Below are 15,379 nucleotides of genomic sequence, written 5' to 3'. Positions count from 1 at the left end.
GAGGGACTCGACGGAACCTATCGAGCGCCGAGAGGTTTTCGCACTCGGAAGGAGAATGGCCATGGCTAAATGCGACCAGTGCGGCAACGACTATGACAAGGCATTCCTGGTGAGCCTGGGCGGGCAAACCTACACGTTTGACAGCTTCGAGTGCGCGGTCCAGAAGCTTGCGCCGACCTGCCCGCATTGCAGGGTGCGGATCATGGGACATGGCGTCGAGCAGGGCGATATCATCTATTGCTGCGCGCATTGCGCCGGGCAGGAAGGGGCCAACGCCCTGACCGATCGCGCGCCGTGACAATCGCGATTCCTCTGCCTCTGCCTTGGAGGGCCGCGCGGGAATGCCTTTCTGGTAGCGCTCGTGGCCGCGCTCCCCGGGGCAGTCTTTCAGTCCTAGAGCGGTTTCACCGTTTCACGGAAACGGCGAACCGCTCCATCTCTTTGTTTTTAACGCAATTCCGGACGGAAGGCTACGCCGACGTCGCCGAGCCTAACCGCTCACACTTTTCCTGGAATTGCTCCAACTACGCCGCCTGAACGATCTCGACCAATTCAACGTCGAACACCAGGTCCTTTCCGGCCAACGGATGATTGCCGTCGAGCTTGACGCTGGCGTCGTCCACGCCGATGACCGTTACTTGCATGGCACGTCCCTCGCGGGTGCGGGCCTGCAATCGGGTGCCAATATCGACGTTGATGTTTTCCGGCACGCTAGCGCGATCGATGGTTACGACCGCTTCGGGGCGATGCGGGCCATAGGCGGCGTCAGCAGGAACGGTGACGGTGCTTTTCGTGCCGACCTCCATGCCCTCGACATGGGTTTCGAGACCAGGAATTACCTGTCCTTCACCCAGTGTAAACTGCAACGGTTCGCTTCCGGAAGAATCGAATTGGGTGCCGTCGACCAGACGCCCAGTGTAGTTGATGAGTACAGTGTCGCCATTCTTGGCCTGTGTCATAGCAGCCATCCTTTGGGAGTTTTGGGGGACCGGCCAGGGGGTTCACGGTCCCGCTCTCGATCATCCACGCACGAAAATGCGCAGCGCGAAACATCAGAACTAGGTGTTTTGCCGCCGATGTAAAGGTGCAGGAGCCGCCGAGAAATGCCCCTTGTTCGGTCTGCGACCCTAAAGCGGGTCGCGCTGAGACAGATTCAGGCGACGCGCTTTTAAGTCTTTGTTTTGACGCATGTCGTCATCCCAGAACCGCTGCACACTTCTGGGCGACATGCATTAAGGACTGCCATACCCCCGACCGAGCAGTGCTCGATTCGTCGCGGCCTGGGCCTCCGGTATCTCGCGATTATCCTTGGCTAGCGTCGCAGCGCAGGACAGTCCTGTCGGCCCCCGCCTCAGGCAGCCGAGCGGCGCCCGGGCACCGGTGTCCCTGGCGGTTCGTGGCCGACCGGCGTCACCAGCGTCAGATCCGGATAGCCGCTTTCGATCAGCTTGACCGCGGCCTGCGTCACCTGCTCGTCGGCCTCCAGCATCGACAGGAAGACCTCCGTGCCGTCGCCGACCAGGCGGCCGATGCCTTGCGCGTCGGCCGGGCCGCATTCGACCACGACGAGGTCGTAAGCCGTGGTCAGCGACTGCATGATAATCGGCAGGCGGTCGGCCGCCCGCATGGCGCGGACCGGATCGGCGGTGCCGACCGGAATGACATGCGCGTCCGAATAAAGATCGGGATGGATGACGTCGCTGAACTGCGCCTCGGAAGCAAGCAGATTGGTGATGCCGGGGAAGAGGCTCGAGTCCAGCATCGGCCGCGACGCGGCCCCCGATGCGGTGAGGTCGAGCAGCAGCACGCGCAGCCCGGCGTCGGATACTTCGCGCGCCACCAGCACCGCGGACGCCGCCGCCTCGTCGCCCTCCGGCGACACGAAGATCGCGCGCGCGGCACCTGAAGCGATCAGCTTCTCGGCCGCCTTGTCGACATCGATCTCGCCGAGCCTCGACGGACGTGGCTCAGCCTGCTCCGCTGCCGCCGCGCCTGGCGCTGCCTCGACCGGCTCACGCGCCTTGCCGCCTGCCATGCTGGCAGCCGGCGCCTCCGCCGGAGGCTCGCCGGCCACGACTTCCTCATAGGGAGCAAAGGGGCGGCCATCGTCTTCGGCTTCAGCCGGTTCGCTGCGCGCGGCTGGCATTGCAACCTGTTCTATGTCCTCGATGCGGGCGCCTGGGGCCGGACGCATGGCGCGACCGGAAAACAATTCGCCGAGCAGCGTGGCGATCGACATCGCAAGCAGCGAGGCCGCGGCGGCGGCCCCGGTGATCGGCCCGATCTTGGGGAAGTAAGGCTGGGACGGCACCTGCGCTTTCCCGATCAGGCTCGCCGCGACGGGCGAGTATTTGCGATCCTTGCGCGAGGCCACGGCGTTATAGCTGGCCATATAAGATTCAAGCTGTTGGCGCTGAACGTTCGCGTCGCGCTGCAAGGCGTCAAGTTCGACCTGCTGCTCGCCGGCGCGGGCGGACGCGGCTTTCAGGGTGTTGACGTCCGAGACCAGCTGATCCTCGCGGGCCTTGGCCGTCTCAGCCCGAGCCGACAGCCCGCGAATGATCTTTTGAGCCTCGTTGCGTATCTGGCCGTCAAGGTCGGCAAGCTGCGACTTCAGCGCCCGGATGCGCGGATGATTGTCCAGCAGGGTCGTGGAAAGATCGGCGATGTTGGCCCTGAGCTCGACCTGACGCTCGCGCAGGCGTTGGATCAACTCGGAAGACAGGACTTCCGGCACGCTGTCCAGCGAACCGCCATTCTGCAGCGCCCGACGCACGCTCTCGGCGCTCGCCTCGGCCGCGGCGCGGCCGGCGCGCACGCGCGACAACTCGCTCGACAGTTCAGACAGCTGCTGGGTCGGAAGAACTGAATTGTTGCCGCCCATCAGAAGATCGGATTGGGCGCGGAAGGCGGCGACCTTGGCCTCGGCGTCCTTGACTCGATTCTGCAGGTCGGCAATTTCCGGCGCCAGGAAGTCGGTGGCGGCGGCATTCGATTCGAGCTTGGCGTCGCCCTTCGAGGCGATATAGGCGTCGGCAATGCCGTTGGCGATCGCCGCGGCAAGCTTTGGATCCTTAGAAGAGAATTCGATCGCGATCGCGCGAGTCTTTTCAACGGCATAGACATTGAGCTTGTCGTGCATGGCATTCAGCACGCGCTCTTCCGGCGGAATATCGAAGGGATCGCTTTTCAAGCCGACGAGGACCAGCACGCGTCCGAGCGCCGACATCTTCAGCGTTTCGTCGAACTCCGGCAGCTTGTCCAGGCTGAGCTTGGTCGCCACCTGCTTGAGGATGTCGGGCGAGGAAATGATCTGAACCTGGGTGGCCACGCCTTGCTCGTCGAAAATCGGCTTGTCGTCATCATTGGTGCCCGGCGGCCGGGTGTATTCCGATTCGCGCGAGCCGATTTCCAGCTTGGCCGTCGCCTTATAATAGGGCGTGGCGAGCCAGGCGAAAGCGAAGGCCAGCCCGGTAACCAGAAGCGTGACAAAAACAATGCGCAGCCAATTCCTCGCCAGGCTGGCGAAGAGCTGCCTCAGATCGACATCGACGTCTGCGGCCGCGGACTGAACGGACATGCATCCTGCTCCGAACTTTGAGTCGAGGATGGACCGTAAACAACTATGGTAACTCACCCGTTAAGATCAGAATGCGCGCTTATTAGTTATCACTCAAAGAACATTGAGCGAAGACAATGGAACAATTGGGCTTTTTGCCTGCCTTCTCCGCCTCGGGCTACGAGCCTTTACCGCCCATTAACCCTAACAGGATGATAACGGACGCACTTTCCTGGGGTTGGCCGCGGCATGCGGCAAGAGCGATGAAGGTTCCTGGCCGGTCATGAAAAGCACTGCTTCCCTCTTTCGCGCTTTCATTGCCTTGTCACTGCTCACCGGCTGCTCGAGCTACCGCCCGACGCCGGCCGCCTTCCATGAGGTGCTCGACCAACCCTACCGACTCGGCGCCGGTGACCGCGTCCGCGTCACGGTGTTCGAGCAGGACGGATTGACCAACACCTACAGCGTCGATCAGTCCGGCTATCTCTCCTTCCCGCTGGTCGGCGCGGTTCCGGCCCGAGGCCACACCGCGCAGCAGCTGGAAAAGGAGATCGCCGACAAATTGCGCCAGGGCTATCTGCGCGATCCAGACGTCTCGGTTGAGATCGACCGCTACCGGCCGATCTTCGTCATGGGCGAAGTCGGCGCCGCCGGCCAGTATTCCTACGTGCCCGGCCTCACCGTGCAAAAGGCGGTCGCGATCGCCGGAGGCTATACGCCGCGCGCCAACCAGGAGAGTGTCGACATCACCCGCGACATCAACGGCAAGGTGATGACCGGTCGGGTGCTGACGTCCGACCCGCTCCTGCCGGGTGACACCATCTACGTCCGCGAACGCCTGTTCTGAAAAAGACGTCGTGGCGAATCTCAGGATCGTCCACTGCTTTCGCTCACCTGTCGGAGGAATCTTCCGGCACGTGCGCGATCTGACCGAGGCGCAGGTCGCCGCCGGCCATTCGGTGGGCATTGTCTGCGATTCGACCACGGGCGGCGACTATGAGGAGCATCTTTTCGAGGCGATGAAGGACAGCCTCGCGCTCGGCATCCACCGCACGCCGATGCAGCGCCATGTCGGTCCGGGCGATCTCGCCTCGGCCAGGCGCACCTACCGAATCATCCAGGAATTGCGGCCGAACGTGCTGCACGGGCATGGCGCCAAGGGTGGCGCCTATGCCCGTCTGTTCGGCTCACTGTTGCGGGTATCAAGGTCTCGCGTTGCCCGCCTCTATTCGCCGCATGGCGGCTCCCTCCACTATGACGAAACGACGGCGACCGGAAAGCTGTTCTTCGGCCTGGAACGCTTGATGGCGCGCTTCACCGACTGCCTGCTGTTCGTGTCCGACTACGAGCGGACGACCTACCGGCGAAAAGTCGGCGAGCCGCCCATACCCAACCGGCTTGTCTATAACGGCCTGCGCGCCGCCGAGCTCGAACCGGTGGCGACAGCAACGGATGCCGCAGATCTCCTCTACATCGGCATGATGCGCGACCTGAAAGGACCGGACATCTTCATCGATGCGCTGGCGTTGGCCGGCAATGCGCTCGGGCGCCCCTTGAGCGCCGTGATGGTCGGCGACGGCGACGACCTGCCGCGCTACCGCGCGCAGGTCGAACGCCTCGGGATCGAAGGCCACGTCCGTTTCCTGCCGCCGATGCCGGCGCGGCAGGCTTTTGCGCTGGCGGAGATGATCGTCGTGCCCTCACGCGCGGAAGCGATGCCCTATATCGTGCTTGAGGCACTCGCCGCGGGCATGCCGATGATCGCGACCGCGGTCGGCGGTATTCCGGAAATCTTCGGCGACGGCTCCCCTGCCCTCATCCGGCCCGATGCCGGCGAACTCGCCGGCAAGCTGGAGAGGGCGTTCGGCGACCTCGACGCCTACCGGAAACTGATGCCGCAGACCGATGAGCTCAAGGCACGATTCGGCGCCGACGTGATGGCGGGCGAGATCGAGGAGGCCTATTTCGCGGCGCTGGACAAGTAGGCCACGGCGCACAACAACTCCAAAACCACCGGTTGCTTCAAGGCTTTCTTAGCTCTCTTTTGCTATGCGGTTGCGCGAAGCTCGCGGACAGTTCCCATGAATGAGATCGACCCTGCGCACCGCTTTTCCATGGATGCGGTGCGCAACTACGACGCTCCTGCCGGTAGCGAAAACGCCGGCGGCATCAACGACGTCGCGCGCCAGGTCGCCTCACAATACCGGCGCGATACCATGTCGCCGATCATGGTCAGCGGCGTGCTGCGCATGGTCGAGTTCGCGCTGCTGTTCCTGTCCGGGCTCGGCGTCTATTTCTACTATGTCGGCTTCTTCAATTATCTGGCCTGGCAATATCCGCTGACGATGGCAGCCTCGTCGCTCCTCGCCGTGGTGCTGCTCGACGTCACCGACTGCTACCAGATCGCGGCGCTGATGCGCCCACTCGCCAATTTCGGCCGCGTGCTGCTGGTGTGGGCCGGCAGCTTCGCGCTGATGGCGCTCACGGCCTTCGCCATGAAGGCGTCGGAAGACTATTCGCGCCTGTTGTTCGGCACCTGGTTCGTGGTCGGCCTCTTGCTGATCTTCGGCCTCAGGCTGGTGATGTCCAGCCTCATCCGGCGCTGGGCGCGTGACGGCCGCATGGAGCGCCGCGCCCTCATCGTCGGTGGCGGCAAAGCCGCCGAACAGCTGATCCGATCGGTCGAGAAGCAGCCTTATAACGATATCCGCATCTGCGGCATCTTCGACGACCGCAACGACAAGCGCTCGCCGCCGATCGTCGCCGGCTATCCGAAGCTCGGCACCATTTCCGAGTTGATCGAATTCGCGCGCATCGCCCGTATCGACATGCTGATCGTGTCGCTGCCGCTGACCGCCGAATCGCGTGTCCTGCAACTCCTGAAGAAACTGTGGGTGCTGCCGGTCGACATCCGGCTGTCGGCGCATTCGAACGCGCTGCAGTTCCGTCCCCGCGCCTACTCCTACATCGGCTCGGTGCCGATGCTCGACATCTTCGACAAGCCGATCAACGACTGGGATTCGGTCGCCAAGCGCGCCTTCGACATAGTCTTCTCGCTTGTCGGCATCATCCTCTTCTCGCCGGTGATGCTCGCCACCGCGATCGCCATCAAGCTCGACAGCAAGGGCCCGGTGCTGTTCAAGCAGAAGCGGCACGGCTTCAACAACGAGATCATCGAGGTCTATAAATTCCGCTCGATGTTTACCGACAGGTCGGACCCGACCGCCAGGCAGACGGTGACCAAGAACGATCCGCGCGTCACCCGCGTCGGCCGCTTCATCCGCAAGACCTCGATCGACGAGTTGCCGCAGTTCTTCAACTCGCTGTTCGGCTCGCTGTCGCTGGTCGGGCCGCGCCCGCATGCGATCGCCGCGCAGTCGCACAATTTGCTCTACAACGAGGTGGTCGACGGCTATTTCGCCCGCCACAAGGTCAAGCCCGGCGTCACCGGCTGGGCGCAGATCAACGGTTGGCGCGGCGAGATGGACACCAATGAAAAGATCCGCATGCGCACCGAATACGACCTCTATTACATCGAGAACTGGTCGATGCTGTTCGATTTGCGCATCCTGTTCCTGACGCCGATCCGCCTGCTCAACACGGAAAACGCCTATTGAGCGCCATCGCTCATGAAATGCCGGCTTCAGCGGTCAGCAAGTTGCAGCCGCGGGCTGTCAACAAGTTGCCGCCCTCAGCGGTCAACGAGTTATCGCCCTCGGCGATCAACAAGTTGCCGCCCTCGGCGGTCAACGCCAAGCTGATTTCGCTGATCGCCTCGGCCGCGATCGGCACCGGCATGCTGCTCTCCGGCTTCGTCATCAGCGAGCCGGCGCCTTACGAAATCTATATGGCCGGACTGATCGCGGTCTGGGCGCTGTTCGGGCTGCGGATCTCACGCGCCATCGTGCCGTTGCTGGTGCTGCTGGCGGCGATGAACGTCGGCGGCATGATCGCCATGACGCAGATGGCGGACCTCGCCAACACGCCGCTCTACCTTGCCGTCTCGCTGTTTCTCGCCTTCAGCGCGGTGTTCTTCGCCTCGGTGACCTCGGTTCAGCCGAGCCTCTACCGGCTGATCTTCATCGCCTATGTCGTGTCGGCCGTTGCGACGTCGCTGCTCGGCATCGCCGGTTATTTCCACGCCTTCCCGGGCGCGGAAATGTTCACCAAATACGACCGCGCCGCCGGGGCCTTCCAGGACCCGAACGTGTTCGGGCCGTTCCTGGTGCTGCCCGGGACCTATCTGCTCTACCTGCTCTTGACCGGCCCTGTATCGCGCATGCCGCTGCTGGCGATGCCGCTGCTCGTCATCACGGCCGGCATCTTCTTTTCTTTCTCACGCGGCGCCTGGGGCATGTTCGCGGTGTCAGCGGTGCTGCTTACCGCCTGCCTTTTCCTGCAGAGCGCCAGCGGCAAGTTCCGGCTGCGGGTGGTGGTGATGACGATCGCGGCCGTGGCGCTGCTGGTGATCGCCTTCCTGATCATCCTGCAACTGCCGGGCGTGTCGGACATGTTCACCCAGCGCGCGCAGCTCGAGCAGAGCTACGATTCGGCGCGGCTTGGCCGCTTCGCCCGCTATGCGATCGGCTTCCAGCTGGCGATGGAGCATCCGTTCGGCATCGGCCCGCTGGTCTTCGGCACCATCTATGGCGAGGACACGCACGACATCTGGCTGAAGGCGCTGATGGATTACGGCTGGCTGGGCTTCGTGTCGTTCCTGACGCTGACACTATGGACGATCGGCGCCGGCTTCCGCATCCTGCTGCGCGACCGGCCATGGCAGCCTTATCTGCTGTGCGCCTACGTCGCCTATCTCGGCAATATCGGCCTCGGCACCTTCATCGACATCGACCACTGGCGCCATCTTTACCTGCTGCTGGGATTGATCTGGGGCGCGATCGCGCTGGAGTACCGGCATCAGCGGGAATTGCGGCCGAGAGCGCCTGCATCCCTCCTTGCAATTTCGCTTGCGCGATAGGCACCGAATTCGGTTGACCCGCACGGGGTTATCACGATACATCGCCACCCGGTCCGGAGTGTAGCGCAGCCCGGTAGCGCACTTGACTGGGGGTCAAGGTTGCTCAGGCCGATTTCTTCTTATCTTTCAATTTACTAGAGGCTTTCTTTCCTCTTCCGGTGGGACTTCCGGTGTGATTTGCTGCCTCCATTGCGACGCGCATATCTTCGATCATGGCATGCGCGTATTTCGCCGTAGTAGCGATGTCTTCATGGCCGAGCATCCTCTGGACAACCTTCATATTGCCGGTGCGGAGAGTGCGCGTAGCAGCGGTGTGGCGCGTGTCATGGAAGCGGAAGTTCTCAACTCCGGACTTGGCACGGTGACGCCGCCAGGCCGTCTTGAAGCCCTCCATCGTAATCGGATAGCGCTCGCCCCGAATAAGCCCAAGCTGTTTGCTCGTCCTTTTCGCCACATAGGTGAAGACGCCGGTCGAATGGTGTCCCCGAAGAGCCCAGAGCAGATCGTAGACTGCATCCGTCATTGGCAACATCCGGGTCTTCTCGCCCTTGCCTACGATGGTGAAGGTCTTGCCGAAGAAGTCAACTCGCGCCCAGGTGAGATCCACGATCTCCATCCGACGGCAACCGGTAAGGATCGCGAAACGGACCGCGGGTGCGTAGTCATCACGCATGGCGGCCATTAGGCGCTTTTCCTCGTCCACGCTGGCCTCGCGGACACGCTCCTTCGGCTCCTTTAGCAGATGGCGGCTCCAGTCGATGTCGGCGACCGGGACCTTCCACGTTTTCTTCGCCCGAGTCATGATGCCGCGCAGCGGGACAGTCGCGGTCCGATTGACAGTCGCGTTGCTGACACCATCGGCCCGACGCTTAGAGACCATAGCCGCGACCTTTGAATCCGTGATGCGGTCGAGCGTTAGGTGCTTACCGAAATGACCAAGGAGCCAACCGAGGAAGCGGAAATAGTTATCGGAGTTCGCCAGATGCTGCCCCACCTCGTGCCAGTAGCGGGAAGTAGCTATCTCGAGTGTCATGGGGCCTTCAGCGGTGAAGCTTGCAGCCGTTTTCAGCGTGGCACGAGCTTCCTGCCGCTTCTGCTCTAGGATGCGCTCCGCCTGCCGCTTGTTGCTCGTGCCGGTGGGGCCGAAAAATCGACGACCGCAAAGCTGGAAGTCAAACGTGTATTCTGGTTTGCCGTGCTTTCGATATACCGGCATGCCTTTTGCCTCCGTCTTTCAATGAAATCAGCAAGGTCGTCTTGTTTGTAGCGCCGGGTAGGCCTCTTGCCCTCAAGACCTATGTTCACCCAGCGCAAAGCGCCCTCGTTGGTCAATTCAAGCAGGTGCTTGGGGGTGACGGCGAGGAATGACGCGGCTTGGGCGGGGGTTAGCAGGCTCGACATTCACGACGTTATAGCGGTCGTCGAACCGGTTACTTTCACGAATTATTACAAATCGCAACGACTCCGGCGCGCGGTGCATGGAAGACGCAGACCTTCATCGCCGGCTTGAGATGCCACGCCATGATTGCGCCTTGGATCGTCGATGCGCCGATGAACAAGGCGCGTTTCGAACTCTATGTCGAGACCCAGCTTGCACCCGAGCTCAAACCGGCGACGTCGTCATCCTCGACAACGTCGCCTTCCACAAGAGCGAGCGGGCGGCCGAACTGGTGCGCCAACGCGGTGCTTGGCTGCTGCCGCTGCCGGCCTACTCGCCGGACCTCAATCCAAGGACATATGCGACCTGTTCGACCCGCTACAGTGCAGAAACTTCAAAGGCTGCCGGATTTGAGGCCAATTAATCGTGACGTGCTTTAGGATCCAGTTGCGCCCGTCCGCGAGAAAGGAGCTCGCTCCGGACGTTCTGGACTAGAATGCCAATAAGCGCGTGGCTTTTGCCTTGATTAGCACCTGCCATGATTCAAACTCTGCTGTTTTCAAGGCTGCACCAAGAAGACTAAAATCAGTCAACAACCTGATTGGGTTCGGAGCTTAAGGATCGGCATGAAGGGTGCCGGTCAATTCGCCGCAGATGGCTAAGGCGTAGCCTTGGGGTGGGTAGACAGTGTTGCGGGCCCAAACGCGTACCCGATATTCGCCGGCTTCGGGCGAAGGAATCCGGACCTGCTCCACGGTGTTGTGGCGGTCGGAGATGAAAGGATCGCCAGCATCCGGCGGACCGAATATTCGGTCGAGCTTGTGGTCGGGATTGCCGACGATCTGCTTATTGCTCGGGGTAGTGACAAGAAGCTGCAAGTCGTTCTGCACGTCGGCCCCAGGCGCGTCGGTCCAAGCGAGTGTGATCCGCATCTGATCGACTGCGCCCGGCTTCGCGGTAAAGGAGTAGCGGCGCAGGCTTCGACCATTATCACCGGGCCTAACGCCGCTGGTTAGCGCCCGTCTCGGATCGTCATTAGGCACGTCGTCGAACATGATCGTTCGGCCGCTCGGAGAGCCCGATACTGGAAGCAGCGTGGCCAGGTCGAGGCGTCCAAAGCCCTGGTCGAAGTCCGGATAGCCAATAGGCGGGGCGGCCGGATGATCCAGGGCTGGCATCGGTCGCGTGGCGCTTATAAGAAGTGCTCGCATCAAAGCGGCTGAGGGCGGTGGGCCGCTTGCCAAGAGGTGCTGTCGCAGGATCGCCGCTGCTCCTGCGACTACCGGGGCGGCCATGCTGGTTCCATGAAGATAGCCATATTGGCCGCCGTAGGCATCAAAAGGTTCGTAGGGGAGCGGCCCGCCCGCCAAACGCGGCGCTAGCACCCAAACCCCCGGCGCTGTCAGATCGGGCTTGATCCCGCGGGTATCAGTGGGCCCGGCGCTTGAAAGCAAAGCCACCTCGTCGATTGCCGGCGTCATCCTTGCCGCACCCGCCGGATTCGCGAACAAATTAGAGTCGTAAACATTCCACGTCTTATCAATGTTAATCCGATCTGTGCCACTGGCACCGACAGCGAGTGCATTCTTGGCGGTAGCGGGCGAGCCTACAGTCCACAGCGAATGGGTGCCGGATCGCGCGTCGCCCTTGTTGCCGGCAGCAAATACCACCAGCACATCCGGATGAGCGCACACGAATCTGTCCACCGAAAGAGCGGCGGAATCGTAGACAGCGCCAACGGGGGTACCCCAGCTGCAGTTGATTATTCGAGCACCGTTGTCGACTGCGACTCTAAGGAGGTCACCTAAATCCAGCGGGAGAGCAAGCTCGCCGTTATCACGGCGCATGCCTATTACGACCAGTTCTGCGGCCGGTGCTATGCCACGAAGCACCCCACCCGAAGCAGCGCCTGAGCCGGCCGCAATACCCGCCACATGAAGACCATGACCGTAGATGTCCTCGGGATCGCAGCCGTCGAAACCTATCTTGCTTTTGATCCGGCCCTTGAAATCCGGATGGTCAGTAATGCCACTGTCGAGGATCGCGATAATCTGGCCCTCGCCCATTAGTGGAACCTCGCCGCCAGCCGCCGCAACGCCGCAAAGCGGCCGTATATGGTCGACGGCTAATCTGGCGGCTCGTACCGGGGTAAGCATGCGCACTTGCGGCAAGGTCGCCACCCGGGCCAAAAGGGCATCGCTGCCGACAGCGCAGAAACGCACGGCATCCACAGACGCGGCAACGAAGGTGACACCCGGCATAGCCTTGAGTCTGCTGGACAGTCTGCCTGTATCTTCCGCATGGTGAGTCAGGGCATCATAAGTCGCCAGAGTGGGTGGCCTACCTGCATCATCATGGTCGGCGAGTGCGCGAAGCAGGTCGCTGGAGACGCTATCGAGCAAATCATAGGCTCTCAGACTCGCAACAAACGGCAGCGCCTTTACTGCTTCCCGAACGGATGGTGGCACCTCGACCTGATAGTAGGCTTTCCTAAAGTTAAGCAGGCGAACGCCGAGGTCCTCCAGTGTCTGGCGGCGCTCGGTTGTTAGCGATCCATTTAGAGCCAAGCGCATCGGACCCCGCTTTGGCTTGCCTCGCGGCACCTGACTGGCGAGTTGAGCGAACCGGCGCTTGAGGCGAGGATCGTGGCGCTTGTCGGGTTGGGCGATCCACACCGGCTGTGGCTCGACGATCCCCGGCGTGTCGGCAGCGAACCCGGCTTCGGGAGGCGTAGGGATGGCGTCAGAAGGTTGTGCGCCTAACTCAAGCGACTGCTTCGCCTGCGGTCGCAGGTAGGTCTCGAACCCCGCCGCGGTGACCCGCGCAAGCGTGGCGCTGTCAAGATCGGCCTCTACATATTCCTTGAAGCGAACCGGGGCCGTGGCGGCCTGAGCGAGGATCGCGTCCAATTCGTTGGCCCGCTCTGATTCGCAGAAGATATAGCCACGCGGACCGCTCATCGGCCTAGTCCTCCGATGCCTCGTCGTCGCTCCATAGGCCAGGCGCAGGGTTCAGGTCGGACAGGAAAGCGCCCATCAGCGACTGCTGCGTCGCCTTGTCCGGGCCAATGCCGGGAATTCGGTCTGCAGTCAGTGTCGGCTGAAGCTCGAGAGGCGTTAGCTCGCTGCGATAGTCGCAGGGGCCGACGTCGAGAATCGGGCAAAAAGCGCAAGAACCCGGAGGCCGGGCCAGTCGCCTAGTGGCGGTGTTGAAGGTCAGCCGGCCCTGTCGGGCGGCAGCTACCAATTGGGCCAGAACCTTGGGTTTACCCGCAGCCCACGCGGCTGGACTGCCGGTGGGATGGGGCCCGAAGACCACTCGCGCATCGAGCGACCGGCCGTCCGGAAGGTCCCCATAATGCAGGATGACCTCACGGCTCATCAACTCTTCGATGGTGTCGGTGTTCTTGGGATCACCCTTGGAGAAACGGCCCTGCAACTCCCCGATGAAGGTCGAGGCGGTGTTTTGGCTGAACACCACGATCACCGACGGCAGGCTCTGGAACAGCTGGCGCAGGAAGTATTTCCGTTGCCGAAAGCATTCCGATACGATCCCCACCTTCTGGGTGTCGGTCATGCCCGGAAGGTTGTCTGGTGGAACCGGGTTGCCCGTCACCCATTTGGCGGAGGGGCAGGCCACCATGTTGCCGTAAGAGAGGTCTTCGCCGACTGCAAGGCGGCCGTCTGGCCAGCCCATTGCGTGGGCTAGTCCGTCTAGCAGCCCCTGATATTCGAGATACATCTGCTGGGAGCGCCACAGCAGATTCAGCGGGTAACCCCCATCAGCACCGGGCGGCACATTAAGTTGCAGCGTGCCATCGGGCGGCGTGTCACCGGGGCCACCGCCTCCAAAGGCTGCATAGTCGGCCTTGGACAGTTCGGGCTTCGAGGTTCCGCGCCAGCGAAAATAGTGGGCATATTGGCGGTAATCGTCAAACAGCGGGTTCAATGAACTACGAAGCGGCGCCCACCACCCGGGTAAGTTGGGATTGATGCCGACGGCCATCAGCGGCGCCTTTCGGCAACCGCTAAGCATCTCCGGCACCAAGGGCGCACGGCCCACATACTCGGCAGTCGTCTGCATGCCCGGCTTGGGCGGCCCCGCGGTCTTGTAGTCGAAACTGTGATAGGTGCCCCACTCGCGGAAATAGCTGCACGCATGTGGGGTGGGGCCAGGGGTCTGAGCCACACGCTCAGCTTGGCAGGGCATGAGTTCGAAGGCGAGCTCTACCTCGACGGGAATCTGTGAGCTGGCCACCTCAGTTGCCCGCAATCACGGCCCAAGTGGTGATCGCGCTGTTCACCGAGGTCCAGTAGCCGAAGCCCATATAATAGTAGACCGCCCACATGGCCTGCAGGCTTTGCTTGGACGGACGGTTGCGTAAGGCCCCGTTGATCTGCGGGTCCGAGCAGTTGCGGATCACCAACCAGTTGGGGGTAGACTTTCCGCTGGCTGCCCGCTCCTCGACACAGAGGCCGAGCGCGGCATCGCCCATTTCCACCGCTGCCCCGAATTGATCCAGTTTGTTCACCGATGTCCCGAACTCAAAAAAGTCGGTGGTTAAGATCGGGTGGAAGGCCGGCATATCAATGCCGTCCATCTTGATGTCGGGGTCATTTTCGGCAATCGGCTTCGGAATATGGTCAAGTGGGGCATAATTGGCGGTGGGAGGCAGGAATTCCGGCGCCGCCACCTGCGATTTGAAGCCGCGCATCAGCTCGACTGCCTTGCCGAACAAACGCGTGTTGACCTGCCAGTCGGACTTATACGTTTTACCTGCAAACGGCGCTTTGCCGAACTCCTTCTGCACGCGGAACATGGCGCCGCGAGTGACCACTACGTCGCCCAAATCATGCTCGGCGAAGACGGCGCCAGCTGTGCCCGTGGTGATGATGATCGAAGGGTCGGCCTCGTCCAATATCTGGTGGAAGAGATCCTTCACCGGCAGGCTGGCATTGCCCGCCGAGAAAGGAGGATCCTGCACGCCGTCCTGGTTTAGGTGTAACTCTGACTTCAAGCACAGCACCGTCTTGGTGCCGATCTTAGTCATATAGTAGCTGGCCAGCCGCTGCGCGTTGCGTGCTGGCGCATGCTCGCGAATTTTGGGCAGATATGCGGAAAAATTTCGCGCATAGCGATACCAATGATCTCGCGTGATCTGTGGGGTTAGCACGTCAGCGAGTGCTGAAACCTCGTCCACCGTCCAAGTCACTACCACGACATCAGCTTTTGGAAGCGGATCGTTTAGCTGCGGCTCAGGGTTGATAGGATAAGGGGCCGGCCTCAGTCCTGAAGGGAAAGGAATCTTCAAGTCCGCCGCGAGCGCAGCCGACGTCGCGAGCACGCTCGGAGGCACGTCGTTCGTCATGTCTGTTGCAGTAATACCGGCGCTGAGCAGTTCGACAGCGAGTTGCTGTCGGAAGTCGAGATCGTCCGTCATGTTCAACTCCTAAGATTTTGCGGC

Annotated in this window: 12 protein-coding genes and 1 pseudogene; 6 read left to right on the top strand and 7 right to left on the bottom strand. The window is 61.9% G+C overall.

Going from position 1 to position 15,379, the window contains the following annotated elements:
* The first annotated feature begins 61 nt into the window (after window positions 1–61).
* Window positions 62–298 carry a hypothetical protein gene (locus tag F3H96_RS12035; protein WP_149801957.1) on the top strand — a complete coding sequence of 79 codons (237 nt, stop codon included), beginning with the start codon at window positions 62–64 and terminating at the stop codon, window positions 296–298.
* 226 nt (window positions 299–524) lie between these two features.
* Here the strand turns inward: F3H96_RS12035 and F3H96_RS12030 are convergent, their stop codons facing one another.
* Window positions 525–959: a peptidylprolyl isomerase gene (locus F3H96_RS12030; RefSeq protein WP_149801956.1), complete on the bottom strand. Its 435-nt coding sequence runs from the start codon at window positions 957–959 to the stop codon at window positions 525–527.
* A gap of 392 nt (window positions 960–1,351) precedes the next feature.
* A complete protein-coding gene (locus tag F3H96_RS12025; RefSeq protein ID WP_149801955.1) occupies window positions 1,352–3,580 on the bottom strand; it encodes an exopolysaccharide transport family protein in 2,229 nt (742 codons plus the stop codon).
* Window positions 3,581–3,842: 262 nt separating this feature from the next.
* On the opposite strand from F3H96_RS12025, the gene F3H96_RS12020 reads away from it, so the two are divergent.
* The 4 genes from F3H96_RS12020 (at window position 3,843) to F3H96_RS12005 (ending at window position 8,537) form a co-directional block, all read left to right on the top strand.
* Complete coding sequence (locus F3H96_RS12020; RefSeq protein WP_149801954.1) at window positions 3,843–4,406, top strand: polysaccharide biosynthesis/export family protein; 564 nt, start codon at window positions 3,843–3,845, stop codon at window positions 4,404–4,406.
* A gap of 10 nt (window positions 4,407–4,416) precedes the next feature.
* Window positions 4,417–5,544 carry a glycosyltransferase family 4 protein gene (locus F3H96_RS12015; RefSeq protein ID WP_188131361.1) on the top strand — a complete coding sequence of 376 codons (1,128 nt, stop codon included), beginning with the start codon at window positions 4,417–4,419 and terminating at the stop codon, window positions 5,542–5,544.
* A gap of 96 nt (window positions 5,545–5,640) precedes the next feature.
* On the top strand, window positions 5,641–7,176 hold the full coding sequence (locus F3H96_RS12010) for an undecaprenyl-phosphate glucose phosphotransferase (RefSeq protein WP_149801952.1): 1,536 nt from the start codon (window positions 5,641–5,643) through the stop codon (window positions 7,174–7,176).
* A gap of 167 nt (window positions 7,177–7,343) precedes the next feature.
* Window positions 7,344–8,537: an O-antigen ligase family protein gene (locus tag F3H96_RS12005; protein WP_244619976.1), complete on the top strand. Its 1,194-nt coding sequence runs from the start codon at window positions 7,344–7,346 to the stop codon at window positions 8,535–8,537.
* Window positions 8,538–8,640: 103 nt separating this feature from the next.
* Here F3H96_RS12005 and F3H96_RS12000 read toward each other — a convergent pair whose 3' ends face one another.
* Window positions 8,641–9,753 carry a site-specific integrase gene (locus F3H96_RS12000; RefSeq protein WP_149801951.1) on the bottom strand — a complete coding sequence of 371 codons (1,113 nt, stop codon included), beginning with the start codon at window positions 9,751–9,753 and terminating at the stop codon, window positions 8,641–8,643.
* Entirely contained in the window at window positions 9,636–9,938 is a 303-nt protein-coding gene (locus F3H96_RS11995; protein ID WP_149801950.1) for a helix-turn-helix domain-containing protein, read from the bottom strand. The genes F3H96_RS12000 and F3H96_RS11995 overlap by 118 nt, the downstream gene beginning before the upstream one ends.
* A gap of 72 nt (window positions 9,939–10,010) precedes the next feature.
* Here F3H96_RS11995 and F3H96_RS11990 point away from each other — a divergent pair.
* Window positions 10,011–10,339: pseudogene (locus F3H96_RS11990) on the top strand (transposase); the annotation flags it as partial.
* 190 nt (window positions 10,340–10,529) lie between these two features.
* On the opposite strand, the gene F3H96_RS11985 reads toward F3H96_RS11990, so the two are convergent.
* Genes F3H96_RS11985 through F3H96_RS11975 form a run of 3 tightly spaced genes read right to left on the bottom strand, consistent with a single transcriptional unit; the run spans window position 10,530 to window position 15,355 of the window.
* Window positions 10,530–12,875, bottom strand: a complete 2,346-nt coding sequence (locus tag F3H96_RS11985) for a S8 family serine peptidase (protein WP_149801948.1) — start codon at window positions 12,873–12,875, stop codon at window positions 10,530–10,532.
* A gap of 4 nt (window positions 12,876–12,879) precedes the next feature.
* The gene (locus F3H96_RS11980) at window positions 12,880–14,172 is read right to left on the bottom strand and encodes a hypothetical protein (RefSeq protein WP_149801947.1); all 1,293 of its coding nucleotides are present in this window, start codon (window positions 14,170–14,172) and stop codon (window positions 12,880–12,882) included.
* A gap of 1 nt (window position 14,173) precedes the next feature.
* Complete coding sequence (locus tag F3H96_RS11975; RefSeq protein WP_149801946.1) at window positions 14,174–15,355, bottom strand: hypothetical protein; 1,182 nt, start codon at window positions 15,353–15,355, stop codon at window positions 14,174–14,176.
* Window positions 15,356–15,379 lie beyond the last annotated feature (24 nt).

It is taken from the genome of Mesorhizobium sp. NFR06, from assembly GCF_900115245.1.
In the GTDB taxonomy this organism is placed as follows: domain Bacteria; phylum Pseudomonadota; class Alphaproteobacteria; order Rhizobiales; family Rhizobiaceae; genus Mesorhizobium.
The sequence above is the reverse complement of the archived record's forward strand: the minus strand, read 5'-3'. Positions and strand labels throughout refer to the sequence as shown.